At 55.5% G+C, this 19,443-nt stretch carries 15 protein-coding genes and 3 pseudogenes; 9 read left to right on the forward strand and 9 right to left on the reverse strand.

What is annotated here, in order from left to right:
* Nucleotides 1-59 precede the first annotated feature (59 nt).
* A pseudogene (locus EI969_RS30775) lies at nucleotides 60-1,408 on the reverse strand (APC family permease); the annotation flags it as partial.
* Nucleotides 1,409-1,830: 422 nt separating this feature from the next.
* Here EI969_RS30775 and EI969_RS07710 point away from each other — a divergent pair.
* Nucleotides 1,831-3,753, forward strand: coding sequence for a tyrosine-protein phosphatase (locus tag EI969_RS07710; RefSeq protein WP_160386925.1), 1,923 nt, complete (start codon nucleotides 1,831-1,833; stop codon nucleotides 3,751-3,753).
* Nucleotides 3,754-3,811: 58 nt separating this feature from the next.
* Here the strand turns inward: EI969_RS07710 and EI969_RS07715 are convergent, their stop codons facing one another.
* The 3 genes and pseudogenes from EI969_RS07715 to EI969_RS07725 all read right to left on the reverse strand — a co-directional run bounded on the left by EI969_RS07715 (nucleotide 3,812) and on the right by EI969_RS07725 (nucleotide 6,682).
* Nucleotides 3,812-4,792 (reverse strand): AraC family transcriptional regulator, encoded by a 981-nt coding sequence (locus EI969_RS07715; protein WP_160386926.1) that lies wholly within the window; start codon nucleotides 4,790-4,792, stop codon nucleotides 3,812-3,814.
* Nucleotides 4,793-4,919: 127 nt separating this feature from the next.
* Nucleotides 4,920-5,634 (reverse strand): annotated as a pseudogene (locus EI969_RS07720) (MFS transporter); the annotation flags it as partial.
* Between the two features lie 43 nt (nucleotides 5,635-5,677).
* Nucleotides 5,678-6,682 carry a site-specific integrase gene (locus tag EI969_RS07725; protein ID WP_160386927.1) on the reverse strand — a complete coding sequence of 335 codons (1,005 nt, stop codon included), beginning with the start codon at nucleotides 6,680-6,682 and terminating at the stop codon, nucleotides 5,678-5,680.
* A 180-nt stretch (nucleotides 6,683-6,862) separates the two neighbouring features.
* Between EI969_RS07725 and EI969_RS07730 the strand changes: the two genes are divergently transcribed.
* A complete protein-coding gene (locus EI969_RS07730; RefSeq protein ID WP_160386928.1) occupies nucleotides 6,863-7,861 on the forward strand; it encodes a DNA-binding protein in 999 nt (332 codons plus the stop codon).
* 416 nt (nucleotides 7,862-8,277) lie between these two features.
* Nucleotides 8,278-8,682, forward strand: coding sequence for a DUF6632 domain-containing protein (locus tag EI969_RS07735; protein ID WP_160386929.1), 405 nt, complete (start codon nucleotides 8,278-8,280; stop codon nucleotides 8,680-8,682).
* Between the two features lie 251 nt (nucleotides 8,683-8,933).
* Here the strand turns inward: EI969_RS07735 and EI969_RS07740 are convergent, their stop codons facing one another.
* Nucleotides 8,934-9,512 carry a hypothetical protein gene (locus EI969_RS07740; protein WP_160386930.1) on the reverse strand — a complete coding sequence of 193 codons (579 nt, stop codon included), beginning with the start codon at nucleotides 9,510-9,512 and terminating at the stop codon, nucleotides 8,934-8,936.
* Nucleotides 9,513-9,629: 117 nt separating this feature from the next.
* Between EI969_RS07740 and EI969_RS07745 the strand changes: the two genes are divergently transcribed.
* On the forward strand, nucleotides 9,630-10,664 hold the full coding sequence (locus EI969_RS07745) for a phospholipase D family protein (RefSeq protein WP_160386931.1): 1,035 nt from the start codon (nucleotides 9,630-9,632) through the stop codon (nucleotides 10,662-10,664).
* A gap of 374 nt (nucleotides 10,665-11,038) precedes the next feature.
* Here EI969_RS07745 and EI969_RS07750 read toward each other — a convergent pair whose 3' ends face one another.
* On the reverse strand, nucleotides 11,039-12,793 hold the full coding sequence (locus EI969_RS07750) for a UvrD-helicase domain-containing protein (protein ID WP_160386932.1): 1,755 nt from the start codon (nucleotides 12,791-12,793) through the stop codon (nucleotides 11,039-11,041).
* A complete protein-coding gene (locus tag EI969_RS07755; protein WP_160386933.1) occupies nucleotides 12,786-14,864 on the reverse strand; it encodes an ATP-dependent endonuclease in 2,079 nt (692 codons plus the stop codon). Before EI969_RS07755 ends, EI969_RS07750 begins: the two co-directional genes overlap by 8 nt.
* A gap of 162 nt (nucleotides 14,865-15,026) precedes the next feature.
* Here EI969_RS07755 and EI969_RS30945 point away from each other — a divergent pair.
* Nucleotides 15,027-15,101 (forward strand): annotated as a pseudogene (locus EI969_RS30945) (gamma-glutamyltransferase); the annotation flags it as partial.
* Between the two features lie 183 nt (nucleotides 15,102-15,284).
* On the opposite strand, the gene EI969_RS07760 reads toward EI969_RS30945, so the two are convergent.
* Nucleotides 15,285-15,512, reverse strand: a complete 228-nt coding sequence (locus tag EI969_RS07760) for an AbrB/MazE/SpoVT family DNA-binding domain-containing protein (RefSeq protein ID WP_305989798.1) — start codon at nucleotides 15,510-15,512, stop codon at nucleotides 15,285-15,287.
* Between the two features lie 106 nt (nucleotides 15,513-15,618).
* Here EI969_RS07760 and EI969_RS07765 point away from each other — a divergent pair, with 106 nt between their 5' ends.
* Nucleotides 15,619-16,068: an antitoxin Xre/MbcA/ParS toxin-binding domain-containing protein gene (locus tag EI969_RS07765; RefSeq protein ID WP_160386934.1), complete on the forward strand. Its 450-nt coding sequence runs from the start codon at nucleotides 15,619-15,621 to the stop codon at nucleotides 16,066-16,068.
* Between the two features lie 258 nt (nucleotides 16,069-16,326).
* On the opposite strand, the gene EI969_RS07770 is transcribed toward EI969_RS07765, so the two are convergent.
* Entirely contained in the window at nucleotides 16,327-16,611 is a 285-nt protein-coding gene (locus EI969_RS07770) for a helix-turn-helix domain-containing protein (protein WP_019649822.1), read from the reverse strand.
* A gap of 84 nt (nucleotides 16,612-16,695) precedes the next feature.
* Here EI969_RS07770 and EI969_RS07775 point away from each other — a divergent pair, with 84 nt between their 5' ends.
* The 3 genes from EI969_RS07775 (at nucleotide 16,696) to EI969_RS07785 (ending at nucleotide 19,299) form a co-directional block, all read left to right on the forward strand.
* Nucleotides 16,696-17,223, forward strand: coding sequence for a hypothetical protein (locus tag EI969_RS07775; protein ID WP_256678272.1), 528 nt, complete (start codon nucleotides 16,696-16,698; stop codon nucleotides 17,221-17,223).
* Between the two features lie 531 nt (nucleotides 17,224-17,754).
* Nucleotides 17,755-18,585: an inositol monophosphatase family protein gene (locus EI969_RS07780; protein ID WP_160386935.1), complete on the forward strand. Its 831-nt coding sequence runs from the start codon at nucleotides 17,755-17,757 to the stop codon at nucleotides 18,583-18,585.
* Between the two features lie 138 nt (nucleotides 18,586-18,723).
* Entirely contained in the window at nucleotides 18,724-19,299 is a 576-nt protein-coding gene (locus tag EI969_RS07785; protein WP_160386936.1) for a hypothetical protein, read from the forward strand.
* Nucleotides 19,300-19,443: the final 144 nt, after the last annotated feature.

A 19,443-nucleotide genomic window follows, 5' to 3' on the forward strand; every position in this document is an offset into this window, starting at 1 on the left:
CGATCATCGAGGCGCCGTTGCACCCCGATGATTCATCACAGACCTGCGGGCAAGGACGCTCAGGCTACCAGTTGATGGCAGCCGTATACCACCAGCATGCCCGCGATCAGCGTGGCATAGGGCAACCAGCCGGCGCGTTTCAGGCCAGCATCGGCTTGAACGTACAAGTCGTCGAGCATCGCTTGCGGGAAGCGCCCCTTGTCCTGCACATAGTGGCGGAAGCAGAACACCGGCAGGATCAGTAACGCCAGCAGCAGGCCCGTCACAAGGGTTCCCGCCCCCCAGATATCGGCGCCCAGTCCCATGCAGGCCAGGTTGACGAAACTCAACACGCCACCGGCTGCCAACAATACGGTGGGCGCTTTGTACGGGCGTGCCCAGTCAGGGCGATCCAGGCGATGGATCCAGCCGGCGTTGAGGTTGAGGAAGTTGAAGATGATGTAGCTGACGTTGGACGCCGCGAGCACGAACACATAATCGGACATCAGCAACAGCAGCAGATTGAATGACAGGTCTGTCCACATCGCCGCGGTGGGGGCGCCGTGTTCATTGGTGCGCCCCAGGTATTTTGGCAGCCAGCCGTCCACCGATGCCTGATACAGGGTGCGCGAGGAACCGGACATCGAGGTCATGATCGCCAGCAAGGTGGCCAGGACCAGCATGATCAGCACTATGTTGGCGACCACCTTGCCGCCGCCAATGCTGTCCGCCATGACCTGGCCAACCCCCATGCCGCTGTAGATCGCCGGCGCTAACAGACCGCTGTAGACCGCAGGGGTGATGACCGCCCGGCATAGAAGATCGCTTTGAAGGTGTCGCGCTTGGGGTCCTTGAATTCCCGGGTGTAGCACACCGCCGTTTCGAAACCGTAGGTCGACCACGCAGCCATGAACAGTCCGCCGGCCATCAGCGACCAGCCGGAAATGTCCCAGGGCCCGTCGATGACTTGTCCGGCCGCATCATGTGCGAGCGGGTACAACGGCAGGAAATTGGCCTGGGCCGCATCCCCGGTGAACAAAGGCACTACACCCACCAGCAGCAATGGAATCAGTGACGTTACACCGAGCACCAGGGTCAGGCGTGCCGAGCGCAGGATGCCACCATGTTGCACGGCAAAGACCGTCAGCAGGATCAACAGACCGATGGCGAATGTTGCGTTGATCCGTAGCGACAGGCCGCTCTTGATCCAGCCCAGATCGACCAGGGTCAGTTGCCAGGTGTTGATCAGCGCATCGGCGGGAAACAGGGCGGTGAGGATGTAACCCGCCGCCAGCCCTGAGCCAATGGACAGCACCGGTGACCAGGCCAGCCAGTTGCACCACACCGAGACCGGTGCGATCAGTTTGCTGTAACGCACCCAGGCCACCGCGCCGTAGACCGAGGCACCGCCGGATTTGTGCGGGAACAGCCATGACCCGAGCGGGCGGTTGACGCGAATGGTCGGCAGTGTGCAGGTCATCGCCGCCGCGGCACCGGCCCTGTTGATGGTGCTGATAGGCAATAACGGTCGCCAGACAATCTTCATTATGTCCGCCAGTGCTGTGTTACTCGGTTGCCTGCCCATGCTGCTGATGCTGTTGATCTGTCGTAGCCAAAAACGCCAAGGAGTTCTCGGACCGACCTCTGGGGTTTACGGGCATTGAGACTTCAAAGTGCAAAAAGACCCGTTTATACGAGTTTTTTTTGCTCAGAAAAGTAGTAGAACTGTCAGTAAGCGAACGCGCAGGACAGTACGCGAATTAATTTGGTTTTCCATCCATTCTGTAACATTCGATTTCATATCCGTTGCGAATAGTGATCAGCCCAACCTGTCATCACTGAGGCTTTATCGTGTTTCAACGGATTATCTGTTCGCTTTCTCTGCTCAGCCTGTCAATCACTGCCGCCCACGCCGCAGAGACTTACCGAATCAATACACCGCACCTGCGAAGCATGGACAATTTCCGTGATGTCGCCGGTACTCAAAACGCCTATACCACCGTACACGACGGGGTGATGCGCGCCGGCGTGTTCTATCGTGCCAACGCCGTCACGCCCTCGGCAGAAGACCTTGCCACGCTCAACACGTTAGGCATCAAGGCCAACTACGATCTGCGCACGGATACGGAAGTGGCGGTCAAGCCGGATGCGCCACTGGCGGGTGCGAGCAACATTCACATCGATATCATCGGCGAGGCGTCGTACCAGCATGAAAGTGACCTGGTCGGGTCAGCCACCAATGGCTCACAAGTTGCCGCCATGATGGAAAATTCCAACCGTGGTCTTGTTTCCGACGCAGCGATGCGCAACCAGTTCGGCACGTTGCTCACGGCAATGGCCAACGGCGATGAGGCTGCTCTGTTCCATTGCACTCATGGCAAGGATCGCACCGGCTGGGCCGCGGCCATGTTGCAGAGCATCGCCGGTGTCGACAACGCCACGATCATGAGCGACTACCTCGCCACCAATGTCTACACCGCTGAGCGCGTGTCGGCAGAGTTGGCGCAATTGCCCAGCGATTTGCAGCCGATCTTCGAACCGTTGAACTTTGTCCGGGCCAGCTATTTGCAGGCGGCATTGGATCAGGTCACCGCGCAGTACGGCAGCATGGACAACTACCTCAAACAGGGGCTGGGTCTGTCCCAGGAAACGATCTATGTACTGCGCGGCAAGATGGTCGAATTCCAGGGCCTGCCTGGCCAGGCTGGGCTGATCGGCAACGCCGCCGCAGGTGCGGGCCTGCTGCAGCAATTGCAGAACACTCGCTTGTCCGGCACTTACAGCGCCTACAATTATTACCTGCAATCAGCCATCGACGCCGGCACCTTGGGTGGTGTCGAGTCAACGGTCGGCGGACAGGTGCACGCCGATGCCGCCAGCTATCTGCTGCGTCAAGGCGCGATGATCGATCAGGCCGCGGCCCCGTTCACCCGCGGGACTGATTTGAAGAGTGGCCAGTATCGGCTGTGGAGCACCGCACTCGCTGGCTACCTCGGCACCGACGGCTCGTCGCATGCTGCGAGCAGCAACGAACACAGTCAAGGCCTGATGATCGGCATGACCCAGCGCTTTACCGAACAACTCAGTGCCCATGCCGGTTTTGGTTACAGCCGCGGCAGTGTAGGCGGCGCGGGTGGCGAAGCCGATACCGATTTCACCTTCTTCAACGTCGGCGCCCGTTATGGCTTCACCAGTCTGGATCGTGGCATGTTCCTCGACGCCAACGCCAGCGCCGGCTACGTCGACTACGACAGCAAACGCGAGCTCGGCGGCGGCCTCGGCACCGCGAAGAGCGACACTCACGGCAACCTCACCGGCGCTACCCTGGCGCTGGGCTACCGCGTCCCAGTCAACGGCATCACTTTCGAGCCAAGCCTCGGTTTCCGCATCAGTCACCTCAACCTCAACGGCTTCCAGGAGAAGGGTAGCGAACTGTCACTGGACGTCGACGACAACACCGCCACCCGACGTAGCGCGGTAGCCAACTTCGATGTGTCATTCGCTTCGGTAGCGATGGGCGCATGGCAACTGGTGCCGGGCGTGCGCGTGGGTTACGAACACGCACTCGGCGATCATGACGTCGATAGTCAGGGACATTTGTTGGGGCTGGATGTCGAGCAGCGAGCAGCATTCGATAATCGCGACCAGTTCACTGGCGGTGTCAATCTCATGGCCAATCTGGGCGCCTTTAGCGTTGGCGCAGACCTCGGTGCCAGCGGTGGCGGTGACAGCCATGGCGTGAGCGGCAGCCTCAATGCCAGCTATCAGTTCTGACCAAGCCTCAAGTCTCAGCCCCGGGGTGACCCGGGGCTGACCACCACCAAAGATAATCTCAGCCGCGATCGGCAGACCGCTTCACTTGTGCAGGACTTAACCCGTAAGCATTCTGAAAGTATTGGCTGAACCGTCCGACATGGCTGAAGCCGTAGCGCAACGCTACTTCGCTTATTGAAGACGCACCACCCTGGGCCAGTTCTGTGTGTGCGCGTTCCAGGCGCACTTGCCGTTGATAGCCGTTGATCGAGGTGCCGACGAAGCGACGAAATCCCAGCTGCAACGCGCGCAAACTGACGTTGGTCAATTCGGCAAGCTGCGCTCCACTGACCACGTTTTCCGGGTGCTCCTGAATGTATTCGACCGCAAGCTTCACATGCCGCGGTGCGATGGAGGGGGCGGGTTGCTGCAATGCTGGCGAATAGTTATGCGGCCAGGTTTCGAGCAAGGCATCGACAAGCATTTCCTGCAAGCGCGCCGGCATCAGCGCGCTGCTGTTGAGCAACTGGTCGAACTCGTTGCCGGTCGCCAGTTCGAGTAACGCCTTGATGCCTTGAAACGCTGCGATGTTCAGATCCACTAAAGGCTCGAAACGTATGCGATTGATGATGGGCTTTCCCAGTAGCGTCGACAGCCGTTCAGTGAAGTGGCTGCGGCGAATCGACGTGCCGATTTCGGCATGATTTTCGGAGTAGCGCACCGAGCGCAGATCAACCTTGTCCAGCGCCAATCCGACCTGCGTCAGGCCAACGGTATCGCTCGCGTGGCGATAGATGACCTTGCCGGCAACAGGCATCACGAAAGTGATTTCATCCTCGCCCTCAGGCAGGGCCAGAGTGAAGTCGCCGCCATAACGCATGCGCCGCCAGCTCACGCCGTTGTGCCGGCCATACACACCACTGACGCTGATGCTGCGCGACAAGGGTGGCATGTCACTGTAAAGCGGGCCGAAGGTGTGGGTGAACAGCGCATCGAAATCGTCGCTGTGGAAGTTGCTGGATCTGAGAATGATGGACTTGCGTGTCGTGCTCGAATACACCGCTGCTTTCACCTCGAAAAAACTACAGATCTCTGCGCCTCGTGAAAGGCTCAGGCGCGCCACTTTAGCGGATCAGCGTGACAACCGGGTGACGCTGGCCAGTCTGCGCAGATAGCATACTGGCACCTCAGCGCGTTTCACACTGCGACGCAGGCTCGCCGCTCAACGCATCAACCATGGGCGGGTGATCCTGAGCGGCCTGACGCAAATCTTCGGTAACCCGCAGTTCCGCGCCCGTCGGCGAGAAAGTGGCTGCCGCTGCGAAAGGCGCGGGGTTGGCCGGAACCGGGCGTTTGCCGCGTCGCCAGAAGAAGAATGTGACCATGCTTGCGGTCGGACCAGCGTCCGACCGGGTATTGCAGGAGCATCGCACCGAGGATTGTCCAGGCCATCATGCGGCCGACTTCACCGACATTCAGGCCGGTGTGTTGCAGATACAGCGGCAGCAAGGTGTAAATCGCCGCGTTGGTGACGCCCGAGCCGAAGCACCCGACCAGCCCGGTCGGCGTCACGCCCAACAGTTGCCGTGGCTTGAGCGGTTCAACCTGATCGAGCAGCGGCGACACTCGCGGCAGGATCACGATCGGCAGCACCGACAACGACGGGAGCATGCCGGCGACCATGAACGGTGCGCTGTCGCTCAACCCAGTGATTTTCCCCAGCGTTGCCTGTCCCAGGACACCAGCGCCGTACAACACGATCATGTACAGCGCGAGCAACCGCCCGCGAATCTTCGCGTCACCCGCTAGCAGCAGCCAGCTTTCGATCACCAGAAATACGCCGACCGTGGCGCAGCCGTTGATCAGACGCAGGGCGAACCAGCCCCAGGTGTCATAAAACAATCACGCGAACCGAGTCCACCGCTTCATCAACGGTGAAACAAATTTACTCGCGACACCTCATCCGGTCATTCGGATTTTCAGCCACTGTAAACGCTTGCACTTGGGGAATAGCTGATGAAGTGAGCGGCCGACCTGTCGCCAACTCCCCAAAGGAATCTGTCGTGTCGATGTAACGCATGGCGGACTTCATGTCCTTCCAGCCGACGTAGGTCATCAGCGCTTTAATGTCCCAGCCATTCGCCGCCGCCCAAGTGGCGAAGCCGCGACGCAGTGAGTGACTGGTGTACAGATCACCAGACACGCCCGTGCGATTAAAAATTCGTCGCAGCAGTGGAATCAGGCTGTTGGCATTCAAGCCGTCTTCCGCTAGATGCCCCCAGCGATCGAGCTTCCTGAAGACCGGACCCTGTGCGATGCCGGCGACGGTAATCCAGTTGATGTAAGCCTGCACCGGACACAGCTTCTTCAGCGCGGGTGTACGGTACGTCGTGCCGCGGTGCTGGCGATCGCCCTTGCTGTGCGGCAGGTAAAAGGTAATGCCCACGCCGGCTTGCGCCTGGGTGTGCTCAACCTGCAGGCGCGATAACTCATCCCCGCGAAAGCCGCGCCAGAATCCGATCAACACCAAGGCCATGTCGCGCCGACTGCGCAGCAGGCCGGCCAGATCCTGACGGGCGGTCGCTTGCTCGGCGTCTCGCTCCAGCCACCGAACGGCTTGTTCGAGGTGCTGCAGGAGCAGGGGAGCGGCTTGTTTTTCCTGGGCGGGATGCAACGCCCGAATGCCCTTGATCATCTGGCGCACTGTGGGTGTTTTGGTGGGATCGGGGAATCCCTGCGTGATGTGCCATTGGGCGAGGGCGGCCAGGCGCTGCTTCAGCGTGCTGATGGTGTGCTTGTCCGCGTACTCGGCGAGGTAACGCACGATGCCATCCCCGGTCGCCGGCAAAAAACCGCCCCAGGTCACTTCAAAATGTTCCACCGCCGCACGGTAGCTGCGCCGGGTGTTGTCCCGCGTGCCGGCCTGCAGGTACTGATCCGCCTTGTTCATCTCGACCCATCCACTTCAAACGTACCTATTCCAGCATCGGAGAAGGCAAAAAAGGCATCTATGATGCGATAACGCTCGATTATTTTATCAGTGATATTGTTATTTTTTGATCTGTTTTTACTCTAAGGGTATTATGTATGTACGTGATACATCACACAGTACGAAATCGTAGGAGAGAACATGGCTCGCGGCGGAATTAACAAGGCAATTGTCCTGGAGGCTAGGAATGCATTGCTCGCCCGCGGCCAGAATCCAAGCATCGATGCCATGCGCATTGAGTTGGGAAATACCGGCTCTAGAACTACTATTCATCGATATTTGAAGGAGATAGAAGAAGCTGAAGTTCCCCTTGGCGCTCCTCGAGAGCCTAGTGAGCGCTTCAGTGCAGAGTTGACCAATCTCGTGTCACGACTGCTGGAGCGGATGACCCAAGAGTCTGGGGCAGCCATCACCGATGCCCAAGCGATGCTCGACCAGCAAAAGGCCGAACTCGAGAAACAGCTTGAAGTTTCGCAGTCAGAGCTCGCTTCGTTGCGGCGTGAGCTCGATAGCCAAAGCAGCGCGCTGGCAGTGCAAGTAGCCGAGTTACAGACCAGCCAGACAAGCCTGCAAGCCGAGCTCACTCGTAACGCGCGTTTAAGCCAAAGCTGCAGTGACTTGGAGCTTCGTGTCCTAGAAAAGGATGAGCAGATCCGCTCCCTGGAAGAAAAACACCTTCACTCCCGAGACGCATTGGAGCATTACCGCAATGCGGTCAAGGAACAGCGAGATCAGGAACAGCAACGGCACGAAGGACAGGTGCAGCAGGTTCAGGTTGAGCTGCGCCACCTCCAGCAAACCCTGATCCTCAAGCAGGATGAGCTCACTCGATTGAACCGGGATAACGAGCGCCTGCTGAGCGAGGCTCGCCAACAGACCAGGTCTATGGCTGTGCAAGCGGATGCCATGCAACGTCTGACGGGTGAAATCGCCGGCATGAAAACGGCCGTCGCCAAGGTAGAAGGAGCCAAGGAAATGCTGCAAGAGCAATTGGGTTCATCACATGATGAAGTTAAAAGGCTCGAAGAAGCGATAGCGCAAGCCAATCATCAAGTCTTCGAGACCAAGCGCCAGCTGGAACAATGTTCCGCGGAGGTCACAGAGCTGCGACAAAGCACGAATCAACCTGACGGAACGTAGTCTGGCGAAGAGTTGAGATATCGCGTTACCCGAGGCTGGCCAGACCACTAAGCACGGCTTCACGACGGCTGAGGACGTGACCCGAAAAGACATTGCGCAGGCTCGGCAGCACGTGACGGACGCGCTGGCAGCGCGCCATACCAACGAGACACGCTTGGCAGATTTGGAGCAGTTGCTTCCTAGCGTCTGGACGAAGCGATAGCTAATGAGTAGCTATGCTTGGTCTACTGCCGGAACTGATTGAGCAGATTGGGCTTTCCGTCCATGGTGTAAAACCTTCAGCGGTCACCCGACTGTCACAATGCCCGGCCTAGTCAGGGCTAGACGACAAAACAAGAAATGTTATCCACCAAGCCCGTGAAGGCGCTATCACCCACCTGGGGTCAATTTAGAGTTAGGCCCAAAGAGGATCCGTCATGACCGTACTTGATCGCCTCAGGTATTTGCGCGTCGTTCTGGTTTTGACTGGCCTCGCGTGCCTTGCTCTCTACCCACTTATGTTGTTCTGGCCGTCCGGCTGGGCCTGGCACGCCGGTCACTCGGACTACCCGATGATGATTGTTGGCATCTACGCCACACTTGGCGTGTTCTTGATCCTGGCCGCACGTGATCCATTAGCCAATCTGAGCCTAATCTGGTTCACCGTGTGGTCTAGCGCCGTACACGGAGGAATCATGGCCGTCCAGGCGGTCACCCAGCCGACGCAAATGGGACACTTGGCAGGTGATGTGCCGGCGCTCTTCATCGTGGCGGTTGCCTTGGCCATCTTGACGCCCCGCTCGAAAATGGCCGCTCGACCCCGGACACACAATGGGACCTAAGAGCAGGTTTGACTGTCAGGATCGGGACGAGAGTCGCGTTTCTACGCAAATTTTTGGTCTGCTGATCAACCCAGCGCCGACAGATTTTGCGTAGCAACGCAGCCTTCAATACTGTGCCGGCGTTTTTTTTCACAGCCTGGGGCGTTTTCTGCCTGTCACGACAGACCGGTTTGGGTTGATTTCTGCCCGTCGCGAAGGGCCGCATCCGAGCCAAAGCTGTCAATCAACCTCATCGCGCTACGTGAGGTGGATCAAAGCTTCTTGGCGGCCATCATGATCTTGTAACGGTGCTTCCATTCTTTTTCAATCATGAGGTTTTCAAAGCCGCCGGTACGAAATATGTCAAATGATGCGTTATCCAGACAGGCGGGCCAGTTTTCGAAGGTCACCTGTTTTGCTTCTCCCTCTGTCCAGATATCGACCAGTACGATGGCGTACCGGTGTTCTATTTTCAATTTGCCTAATCCTAGCTCCAGCGTGGCGTGATGGGCCTGATACGACATCCGCTGGATATCATGTATGGTTTCGGCGACTTTTTTGTTGAGGTTGGAAAATCTCTTGGCTTCAATGAGAAAGCAGCTTTTCGTGGTGGGGTCAAAAACGATTGCATCAAGGTGCAGTTTTTCCTCGGCGCTCAATGGGGCCTCAAACCACGCAAAAGCGTCCTCGCCTAATAGATTCTCCAACGCCCTGACGAAATTATTGGTCAGGTTTCTCTCGGTGAAACCGGTGCTTTTATGCGCAGGGTAATAGTTGTTCAGGATTTGGCGATATTTGCACATGGTTTGATCGAATGCTGCCATCAGCGAATTTTCAATTTCGCGAATCATATTTTTCTACTCAACGCATTGTGGGATTGCTGTAACGAAAGTCTGAGAGCGGAATCATCATGTGTCCGTCGCTCGATTCCCATGATGCACCTCTGACTGCAAGGAAAGGAGTACTTGATGTTCATTGGTCCGGAGCAGTACCCAAAGGCTCTTCGCGCGATGGTTGCCCAAGAGGCTTCGTTGGATGTGGCTGTAGCATTCTGGGGCGATGGTGCAGATGTAACCATCCATCCTGACGACGGAAAGCCGTTGAGAGTCATCTGCAATCTCAGAAGCGGGGGGACGAACCCTGCGGTGATCAAACTGCTAGTTGATCGAGCAAAGGCAATGGCTCATGTCCAGATCCGCCAGTGCGACCAGCTACACGCGAAACTGGTGGTAGGACCCACCTCGGCAATCATCGGCTCTGCAAACGTTTCCGCGAATGGGTTGGGATTTGAAGGGGTTGAAGTTGCGCACTGGCTCGAAGCGGCAATTCAAACCGTCGACAGAGATGAAGTCGAGTCAGCACAGGAGTGGTTTAATCGGCTGTGGTTATCGACCGACAGCAGGCCAATCACAGACCAGGACCTGGCCGATGCAACCGAGGCTTATGAGAAGAATCGGGATAGCCGCCCTGATTACAGCCGGAAGGGGCCGTTCGCTTTCGATAACTATTCAGTGGCCGATCTAGAAGGCCGGAATGCCTACGCCCTTTTGTACACTTCAAGACCTGGACCTGAGGCCGAAGCCCGGGCCAAGCAGCACGAAGACGAAGAACTCATTGAGCATGGAAGCAACGGGCAGGGCGGTGAGGGCGTAGAGCGCTGGTCGTTTGAGACTTGGCCAGACTCTCTCGACACTACAGAGAAGAATGAATACCTCTGCATTATCTGGAACGAGAACGGTGGGGTCACCGTTGACGGTGCATGTCGTATGACAGGTACAAAACTAAATTTCATTTATGAGGAAAGCAATAAGGATGGTTGGGTCGATCTCGCCAAACCATTAACTACGTTGCTTGGTCGGCGGCTTCTCCAAGTGGATCGTCAGCGGATCGAGAAGTCAGTGAGGCTAAAGATCGAAGCGATTTGGAACGCTGCTGATGAGCTTGATCCCGATGCCAGGCGCATCCACCTTTCCGAGCTTAATCGAATCCTTCAAGCGCCATAAACATTCGTTAAGCGGCGAGGCCGGCTGAGGCTGCAGTCGATCATCGCCTTGCTCATGTAGGCGGGCACTCCCTCCATGATTACATTGAGGGTCTCATTGCATCTGGCCGACGGCTGACGGCAGCGATAGGCTGCTTTTGGCCGCTTTCTGCCTGTCGTGAAGGGCAGCAGTCGACCCTAAGCTGCCTTTGCCAAAAGGAAGCAATCGGGCATGAGCGGCCATCAGGACGCGCAGCACTGCGAAATTTCGCTTTACTGTTGTACCTTGGACCAATCGTTGAGCAGGGGCTCTGAATGATTACGAGGACGGGATGACGGTTAGTCGGATGTGACATGCACCGACTAACCTACACAATGAGAGCAGCACGAAAATTCTCACCCAGGGTCAGCAGGCAACTCAAATACATGCTCAGCGCCGAACCACGCGGTGATCTGAACCAGCGCTGCCTGGCTCAGTAGTTGAGTGAAAAGCAGAGCCAAACGGACCTTGGGACGAGAGCACGCAACGTAAAAGAGATTCCGATTGCTTTCGAATTTTTCACGCCTGTTTGCCGGTGGCCCCGGCCGAAACCACTCGAGCATTTCAGCAAAATTATATTGGTTCCAGCCGCGGCCCAGCACAACGATCACGTTTTCGAACTCCGCTCCCTTTACCCCGTGTTTTGTCGCGAACGGCGTATGCCCATCAATGAATTGGTCTAGCGCTATCAGCTCCGAGTAAGGAACTTCCCTTAGCTTTCGAAGCTGAGTAATCCTGCGTGGCTCGTCCTCACCTGGTTCAACACCGGCGGACTGTAACCCTTGCTCATTTCGTAGCACCGCATTGGGGAGTTGCATCTGCGGTACGGCTATGATGTGGTCAATCACCTCGCCGATGGTTCCGGTCAACCTCAGTTCGAGGAGCGTATCCATTGCCTCAGTCCAAGCGACTTTGTCGCTGTGCCTTCGAATCGTTGGCCGATCACTTGCCAGGTGCCCAAACATGGCGCCGTATCTACGCTGTTGATATGCGACACATGCTGGTTCAAGCTGATCTGCAAGATACTTAATGTGCGGATCTTCCTTCTTCAGCCACGCATCGTTGAACTGTCCATAAATTGGAGGGATCGAGGAGTACCCCTGCTCACGAGCAATACCCTTGTGGTTCAAAATCAGAATCTTGGTCTTCTGGGGAGAGAGGTCCCATCCTTCGACGCTTAGTTTAGCTTTCAAGTATTCGAAATAAGCACGAGCTGCTTCAGGACTGGTGTCGCCAGTCCAGTGCCCACCCCCGATTCCTGTGCGCCTTGTTCCAGGCCAGCGATTGGTATGGAACACCCGAGCTTCACCGATCAAGTCCGGATCTCTTACCTCCTGATGCAAACCTGGTCGCATCTGATTCAACACATCGACAATCCGCGATGCTGAGCGAAAATTCGCATTTTTTTCGATCGGCTTGAGTGCCTCATGCTCTACCAGGCCGCAGCCCTCATCGTAAATTTTTTGCCAATGGTCACCAAATAGACCAATCATCGGCCCTTCACCGCGATCTAGAAACCACGATTTCAGTGCTCCGACAAAATGTTCATCCGTGTCCTGATACTCGTCGATAAACAAGATGGGATATCGGGAGGTAAATACGGCCCTGAACTTCGGAGACGGAAGCGCCTGAACCATCAAGGTCAGGACATCTTCATGCCGAATCGAGACCTCGTCCTCGGATATGCGTGGAATACCCATTTCGTAATGGATGCGCCTATTGCCTACGCCACCAACCGTTTCAAGGCGCTCTCGCCAAAAAGATTCAGCACCAAGGAATTCTCTCAGTGATGTTTGAAAATCTCTGAGCAATGACCAGCAGAAACCATGCACGGTCTCGGCTCGGATCGCAGGGTGCGCCTGGAACCGAGAGATGATCTCCTCTTTTGCCACATTGGTGTAAGTGATACACGCGACTTGCTGACGCTCCCGGACCAATGCCTGACCTCTGTGCTCAATCAATCGGCTCAGAGCCTTCTCCAGTGAGTACGTCTTACCAGCTCCAGCACCTGCTTCCAGGCGAAAGCTTTCACCTTCTTCCAAACAGGCGAACATACGTTCCAACGCTTCCCGCCCGGCTCTGTCCGCGGGGCTTTCGTGATTGTTAGGCATCGCCTTGCTCCCCTTCAGCGGCCACTGCTTCGCCAGCAGCTTCAACCACTGCGGCCATGGCCCGAGTAGCCATTTGGGCATCGACGACCGGCGCCCCAACTGCGAGCCAACGCAATCCCTCAGCAATGTATTTAGGTACGCTCCAGTTCGTATCATCGATCGCGTAGTTCAATGCGAAGGCTGACTTTTTCTGATCTGCTGCATGCTCGTAAGCTAGGGATGCAACATCACCCTGCCCCAGCTCGAATCGATTAAGGTTCGCAAGGATAAATGCGTCCTCAAAGCTTCTACCTGAGGGCCCTGGCTCAACCCCTTCCGGAATTTGGTAGGCGAGACGCGTTAACCCTATGGTCTTCTCTGCTGGCGTTTTCGCCAGCAGTTGAGCAGGAGTGATTTCGGCCTCAAACCAGTCTTTGAGGCAGGCATTGCTCGTGAACAGCCCCTCCGCAACAGGACAGGCTTTTCGTTTTCTATCTGCGTTCGGCTTAACGGAATCAATGTCAGTCACGATCAGCGTACGCAGTTCCAAGAAAGTAAGCAGGTCATGGAATCGGTGTGCATATGCGCCGCCAACTTCCATAACCGTCAAATACTGACTTGCCAGCTGAGGCTCACCGACCGCCGCCGCGTCAGTTTTGGCGATCATGGTTGGCAGCAGCAAGCGCTCGGATGTCCCCTCGATCAAGATGGCTTTGTCTGCAAAGAATAGGTCGCAGCGGGTGAGCGTCAGGTACTGATATAGAAAATCTCTGTCCGGCGCGGGAGCCCCGCCCATACCCTGCCTCAGGTCTTTGATCTTGGACTGCCGGATCCCGTTTTCGTCGGTCACCGAGAGAAAGTAACGCATGGTTTCGAAGCGCGCTTCGTTGGCCATGTGTGGAGAGTGGGTGGAAATTACAAACTGCACTGGCCAAGGACGGCTGTCATTCAGTTGCTGCTCGAACGCGCCCTTGATCAGATGCAATTGTCGGATGAAGACCTCCTGCATTTGCGGATGCAAATGAGCTTCAGGCTCTTCAATGAAGATGAGGTGTACGCTTGCTGCTGCCGGTGTAGCTTGGAACTCCCTGAAGAATTTCAATAATTGCAGAAGTATGTACACCAGGTTGCGGATGCCGAGTCCATTGTAGCTTTCCGGGAGGGTTAGGCCGTTTACACCGCGGTATCTAACCTGCGTGTGGTCCTTAAGCAGGCGCTCGACATCGAAGGTCGTCACCGTGGTGAGGCCTGGGTCATCTAACCCTGGGTAGCCGAAAAGCTCGAACGTAGGGAGCAGCGAAGTCAGTCCCGCGTTGAAACCGTCATGCAATTCCTTTTGAATTTTCTCCACCGCACCATGGAGCTGTTCGGCTGTGCTTCGTTTATCGGGATCTGTGGGGTCAGTCAATGCCGATTGGAACAGCACCTCCACCACCTTCCCAAGAACATCGCGCTCTCGGTGTGTATCGTCATCAAGGCCCCGTTGCGCATTGATGAATCCGCCTCGGATCAACGTAGTAAGTGATTTTAGGTCGAGGTCCTTGCGGTTCGTAGGATCGTTGGGGTCAACCGCTTCCAGACGGGGCTCGTAGGCCGCCGCCAAACGTTTCTTGACCAGGCTGAAGAAGCTAGGACGTTGATCCTCCTGCTCAGCGTCGGGGACATTCATTTCCGCGAAAAGCGACTCGAGGCCTGTCGCACGCGGTCCATACGTCAAGACGATGCGCGCGCAAGAACAATCTGGATCTAGGTCTACTATGCATTCGCTGAGAGGCCCCAAGTCTGGGGCATCTAAGTCATAGGAAATGTCCAATGTGACCCTGATAACGGGAAGCATGGCAGCAACGTCGGAGCGAGCTATTCCGCCGTGGAACGCATTGAATACCGTCCAAAACTCTTCGTGACTCCCCAGGGAGAAATCCTCAAGCCTGAATGAGGGAGTCCGATCTGAAAGGAGCCGGCGGAACACCTCAGCGATGGAGGTTTTGCCACAGTTGTTGCGTCCTACGATCAGCGTCGTGCCATCTTCTAGGCCAAGGCCGACGTTCTGAAGCAGTCTGAAATTTTGAATCTCAACGCGCTCGATCTGCATGATGTCCCTACCGTGAAATCGTATGGCCATCACTGTAGATGCCGAATTGGATTAGTCAATGCTAGGACAATTCTCCTCAAAGCACTCGCTGACCGCGACTGATAGGTTTGGCTCGATAATGGTCAGAAGCGACCGGCCGCTTTCGGCCAGGAGCGGACGGTCAAGCCGGTCGGCAACAACCGCTTCTACGGTGCAAATGACCCGCGACGTAACACTGGTTTATCGCTTGGCTACTAAACTAATAGCGTTCTGACCGAGAGACTGGTTTGGCGGCGATCAGGTGGTCCCGCCAAATTCAGTTGCGCAGAACTTGCACCTTTAAAATCGGCCGCAAATCCAGTCGCGCGGGCTGCTTTCAAGACGCTGTACTCTGAGTAAACCAGCTGGGAATTTAGGTTGTGCACCGGGGTAGGGCAGAGTTCAGGAAGATGGCGATGTATTGCGCTTCGGCTCCAGGACAATCGCGCCATCTACCACCTCGATGGTCAACTCGTCCCCAAGGCCTAAACCTAATTTCGCAAGCAGTTCTGGCGGCAGATCTACGATGACGTCGCCAGTTCCATCCGCGGCTTCCTGGCATTTGACTGTCCAGCGTTCGCTTTCGCTCATAAACGTTTGACTCTCATTCCATCGTTGGAGACGTTTCATTATGCTCGTGCTGAGTTCTACTCGGACGAATATTACCCGCTGGTCATCGACGGTCGCTGCCTGTCGCGAAAGGTCCAAAGCAAATGCCGAATCAAGAGGGTGCCCTATGTTTGCTGAAATTCTGCGCGAGAATGCCTATGGTGCCTACCGTGTACGGCTGGAAGCACTTCTCTACATCCCAACGGACGCTTCAGATCAGGATATCCATGAACTGATCGAGGCGGGTTTCTCGGCTGGTAGTGTCAAAGCCCTTTGCGACCTTGGCGCAATAAGCTCGCTAGAGCGCGATCAGATCATTCCACTCAAAGCTCTCAAAACGAGGTTGGCGCGCGGCCAGCGATTGACGGTGGAGGAGAGCGATCGCCTGTTCCGTGTTGCACACATCATGGCCATGGCCCAGACGCTCTTCGGGGACGACGAAAAGGCCAAGCACTGGCTCTCCAAGTCCAAGGATCGCTTTTCGGGCAAAAGCCCTATTGCGATGCTTTCCACCACCCAGGGCACCCGACTGATTGAGGAGCTGCTGATTCAGACAGCAGAAGGGTTTGCATTTTGATCCTGTGGCGCATTGGTACCTTTGCAAATATCACAGGCCGCGGGGGAAGGGCTGGTCAACGTTAGGGGTATATCGCCGGAAAACCAATCGTTTACCTAGCCTGCATGCCATCGGGGCCATGCTGGAGATTTTCGTATACCTTGAGTACTGAATAGGGAACTTCCCTAAAACACTCAATTTGCTCAAGGTCGAGATTACTTGACTCAGTACGAGACGCCAGTCAACGCTCTGCAATAGTTCGACATCACCGGCGCTTAGCTAAGAGTTTTGGTCCGTATTGATCTCACGTCGAATTCGTTCAAGCAGCGAGTCTAAATCTGTATCCGGATCGAGGAGCAAAAAGCTCTCAAGGAGGAGGGTGAGTGGATGCACACCCATTCTGTCGGCAAGCTCCGATGCCTTTTCCAATGTCACGTTCTTAAGGCCGCGCTCAAGCGTACTCAAATATGTCCTGCTACTGACGATTCCAAAATCTTCTTGGGTCAAACCCCGGCGAAGCCGTGTGTTACGTAACGCAATGGCAAACGCTTCCTTCAGTTCCATTTTGCATAACCCACAAAAGGAACGATGAAGCCTTTTTGAGCTCTATAGAGCTACAATCTATAGTGTTCATTTTGAGAGGGATTTATGCCCGCACTTCAGATTAGCGCCCGTCAGTTATCTGCGACGAGTAATGAGCACAGTCCTTCAACCATGCTGATAGTCGCGGTGGCGAACGTTGCGCAGCCGGAGCAGGGCATAGAGATAGTCAAACGGTTCTCCGGCCAACAGCTGATCGACCTGTTCAACGAAATGGATCGGCCTGATTCAGATAAGGCCATCGTTGGTGTCCTGCTGGCAATTCCTCCAAAACTTAACGGCTCTCCACGTTGGATCGCTGAGAATGTGCTTAATGTTGGCCGAGTCGAGCTAAGGTTGGCGGATGACACTTGCTTGGATACATACGCCTACCGGCTTGCGTCAAAAGCTGTATTCAGAGACAACGCTAAGGTCGACCCAGCAGATATCCTGGGCTGGAGATCACTCTATGAAACGTCCAATGCGGATGGTGACGATGACCCAGAGCTTGTCGCCCATCAAACATGGTTGTCTATCGTCATCACTCGAATGGTCAACGCAGTAAATCTACCTGATGACGAGGATGTCCCTGAGTAGTGGTCGATTCTCCATTGGTACCGTAGCTCAATCCCAACGGAGACATTTTTGTAGATCAAACCGGGGAGGAGGGTACGGATTCTTCTGGCTTTCAAACTTATCGACCTCCACGCTAATCATCGCTGCCGGCGTTAGGCCACGACGAGCGCAACGACGAAGCCCCCTTACCCAACAGTGTTCACGAGAGGCGGCCATGAAAGGAAGACGTAAAGTCAAAACGTCTAAGTGGTTTTTAAAGGCTCAATTTGAGGCCGAAGCTCAGCGCATGCTGGCAAATAGATCTAATGAAGTAGCACATAGATTTCTTGATGCGGCCTCGCAATTCGGAATAGAACATGAACCTACTGGGCGCCTTGCGGGTGGCTAGCATAACCCTAATCCTCAAGGTGACCGAAGCTCCACACACCTATTTTCGACCCGTTACATGTGGTCAGATAATGCCCCCGGGATGTATAGACAAATCTGAATTGCCTAGCTGACAGCCTAACCCTCATCAAGCGTCCCAGTATTTCTTCCGATATTGAGAGCCCCATGCACAAATCAGATCTTCCAGTGCTACTCACTCAGACTATCGAGGTAGTTATCCGCGCGGGGCAGCTACTTATTGCGGAATGGGCGAGGGTGAATGGACCACGAGGGAAGGGCGATAAGGCCATAGTAGACATAGAAATCGAACGCGTTCTACGCCAGCAACTTCTAGGACTTTTTTCTTGTGACTTCTGGGGCGAGGAAACCGGACATAGCCTCACGGGACATTCCTGGTGTTGGGTCGTCGATCCTAATGACGGTACGAGTGATTTTCTCAAGGGTCTCAAAGGGTCTGCCATTTCTGTCGGCCTCCTGCATAAGCAAATTCCGGTGTTGGGCGTGGTCTACGCACCAGTCACTGTTGAGGGCTCGCCTGATTGCATCGCCTGGTCTGAGGGACTACCCGATTTGTTACGCAATGGACAGCCAGTAGCAAGAAAGCTCTCTGGACTGGCGTTGTCAAGCAGCTCCTACGTGATGGTGAGTGCTGCCGCGTTTTTCAAGCCAGAGATCAATCGTGAGCTCTGTACCCCCAGCAGTTTTGTTGCGATGCCCTCAATTGCCTATAGGCTTGCAAAAGTCGCCGCAGGAGATGGCGTCTGCGGAGTTTCTCTGTACGCGGTTTCTGCACATGACGTCGTCGCGGGACACGCGTTGTTGCGAGGTGCGGGTGGCATTTTGCTCAATGAAAATGGTGAGTCAATTTGCTATGTAACAGAAGCAAACATGCAGACGGTCTCAAGACGCTGCTTCGGGGGATCAGAGATCGCGTGTCGGACATTGGTGGCTCGAGATTGGAATCGTATTTTCACAGCGAAGGAGAGCCAAGCTTAAACAGCAATCATTGACTTTGGCGTTTATAATCAAGCCATACCAATGTTGACGCCTGAGATGTCAGGCAATTCTCCCGCTGCTCACCAGCAGCGCGCTTCGTGCATCAGGAGAATTGGAAGGTAACTAGGAGGCCAACCCATGACGATTGATCCCGATAAAGATGTCAAAGCTACCGCGATCGAGGCATTCAGTCGGGTCGAGAGCTCAGCTCCTGCGGGTAAACCACTAAAGGAACATGGAATAGACGTGTGTCCTCGTCCAGGGGCGGCGCCTGCAGGAAGAAATGAAAAGCGTCGGACTATCGAAGAAAGAGAAGATGAGATGGCTGCCCTTGCCAGAGCTCATATTCTGACGTGCGGAGACTTTCTGCTAGTTCAGGAACTGGCTAACCATCTGGGTATTCACGTTGAGCTCCTGAGTCCCGCACTCAAGGAGTGGGAAGCGGACCACCGAATTTTCTCGATCGATCACGATGGTTACAGGTTTTTTCCAGCTTACGCGTTCCCATCACAAGGCGGCGCCAGCCCGATTCCCGGGCTTAGAGATGTATTATCTGTTCTCTGTCCCATGAAAGATGGTTGGCGAGTTTCATTCTGGTTTATCTCTCCCAACGGATGGCTTGGAGGCAAGCGCCCACAGGACCTCCTTTCCACCGAGCCAAGCCGCGTGGTTTCAGCTGCACACGAAGAAGCTAGCGTTGTCATGCATGGCTAGGTCCGCGAGGGCCTCGCCAAAGGAAGTGACGTAGTCCCGCGGTATCCAGTCGCCGGAAGTCCAAGAACTAAATTTCTATGTCATGAAATCGTAGATGGGCTGTTTTGTACCCGATCATTATCGGCTTCTGCGTTGCACCCAGGC

The sequence above is a fragment of the Pseudomonas sp. PB101 genome, from assembly GCF_009764265.1.
Lineage (GTDB): Bacteria > Pseudomonadota > Gammaproteobacteria > Pseudomonadales > Pseudomonadaceae > Aquipseudomonas.